Below are 1,655 nucleotides of genomic sequence, written 5' to 3' on the forward strand. Positions count from 1 at the left end.
GGGTGTCGTCGGCATGGAGGCGGTCGGAGGCCATCACGTCGGCCCTGATCCGCGCCACGAGCGGGGAGAGCACCCGCACGCCCTGGCCACACCAGTCGACGAGCGTCGAGGCCGGGATTTCCGCGCCCATGCGGGCGAAGATCTCGTTCTGTCGATACAGGGGCAGATGGTCGTCGAACTTGGAGACGAGGATGTGCGCCAGAAGGCCCGGTCCCGCCATGGCTCGCGGGATCGGCCGTGCAGGCGCCGGGGTCTGGGTGATCTTCTCGCATCTCCGGCAGGACTTCTTCGGACGCGCCGTCTCGATCACCTTCAGCCGCGCGCTGATCAGTTCGAGGATCTCGCTCATGTCTTCGCCGACGAGCCGCAGCTCGCCTCCGCAATCGGGGCAGGCATGGCCGGGATCGAGCACGATGCGTTCGCGGGGCGTTGCTTCCGAGACCTTCGGTTTGCGCCGCATGGGAGCTGGTTCCGGGGCAGCAGGCTCTGCCTCCAGCTCCTCCTCGAGCTCCCGGGCGGCGGAAGCCGCGACCTCCAGTGCCTCGAGGGCCAGCTCCAGTTGTTCGATCTCACGCTCGATCTTCTCGGAACTCGCACCAAACTTCTGCCGCTGGAGCTTGGCGATCCGGATCTGGAGGGCCTGAACGAGGGCTTCGTGTGCCTTCAGGATGGCCGTGAGCCTTGTCGTCTCCGCCCGCATGGCCGCGTTCTCGGCCTCGAGTGCGGCGATCATCGCGCGCAGCTCGGCCGGATCATCAGGCGGAAGGGAGGGGGCTTCGGACATGCGTGACCCTACCACCCCGCGCCAGATATAACCAGTAAAACAAGGGGTTTGGAGGAACTATCAGCTCACCCTGGCGGGAGGCGCACCCCAGTCCGGACGGCGCCAGTCGATGCCCTCCCAGAGCATCGCCAACTGCGCCGATGTCAATCTCACGGCACCGTCTGCGACGGCAGGCCACGGGAAGCGGCCCCGTTCCAGCACCTTGTAGTAGAGGCAGAATCCCTGGCCGTCCCAGTAGAGCAGCTTCAACCGATCTCCCCGTCGTCCACGGAACGCGAAGACCGCGCCGCTCGCGGGCTTCTGGCGCAGGACATCCTGCGCGAGCGCGGCCAGACCCGTGATCCCCTTGCGCATGTCGGTGGGACCGCAGGCCAGGTAGACTCGAACGCCCGTTCCCGGTCCGATCATGCCGCCTCCACAGCCCGGATCAATCGGGTCAGCGCCTCTCCATCCATACCGCTGTCGAACCTCAGGCAGCGGCCGTTGCTCAGCCGCAGCTCGATCATGACGGGTCGCGCCGCCGCAGGCGCGCTCGCTGGCGTCCGCGCCTCACCAAAATCGACCGGAAGGAAAACGGCCCCGCGATCCGGCGACCATAGGCCCTTCTTCTTCAAGTCACGCCGCCAGCCGTAGATCTGGGAGCGGGTAATCTCGTGGCGCTGCGCTACCTGCGTCACCGATACACCGCCGACGCCGACCTCCGACAGGATCTCGAGCTTCTCGTCTTCGCTCCACCGTCGGCGCCGTTCGACACCCAAAACCTCGCCCAGCATGGCACCTTCCGATAAGACACGTCGCTAACGACGTCGTTATGCACGTGTCTTAGCTCGGAACCCCGCAATCAGGCAGGCGGCTTCAATCGGGCGGTTAC

General features: G+C 66.2%; 3 protein-coding genes. All 3 read right to left on the reverse strand.

The genetic code is table 11. From position 1 onward, the window contains the following. Nucleotides 1-784, reverse strand: a 784-nt coding sequence (locus EAT49_RS20945; RefSeq protein ID WP_148078758.1) for an IS66 family transposase, incomplete at its 3' end; no start/stop codon positions are given. Nucleotides 785-844: 60 nt separating this feature from the next. Further along, nucleotides 845-1,192, reverse strand: coding sequence for an IS66 family insertion sequence element accessory protein TnpB (tnpB, locus tag EAT49_RS20950; protein ID WP_123644216.1), 348 nt, complete (start codon nt 1,190-1,192; stop codon nt 845-847). Then, the gene (tnpA, locus tag EAT49_RS20955) at nt 1,189-1,557 is read right to left on the reverse strand and encodes an IS66-like element accessory protein TnpA (RefSeq protein WP_123644217.1); all 369 of its coding nucleotides are present in this window, start codon (nt 1,555-1,557) and stop codon (nt 1,189-1,191) included. The genes tnpB and tnpA overlap by 4 nt, the downstream gene beginning before the upstream one ends. Nucleotides 1,558-1,655 lie beyond the last annotated feature (98 nt).

This window comes from Histidinibacterium lentulum (assembly GCF_003789055.1).
GTDB lineage: Bacteria > Pseudomonadota > Alphaproteobacteria > Rhodobacterales > Rhodobacteraceae > Oceanicola > Oceanicola lentulus.

What these genes read in the sequence shown, in the direction of transcription:
- tnpB (WP_123644216.1), bottom strand. Translation starts at nt 1,192, where the DNA reads ATGATCGGACCGGGAACGGGCGTTCGAGTCTACCTGGCCTGCGGTCCC.
- tnpA (WP_123644217.1), bottom strand. Translation starts at nt 1,557, where the DNA reads ATGCTGGGCGAGGTTTTGGGTGTCGAACGGCGCCGACGGTGGAGCGAA.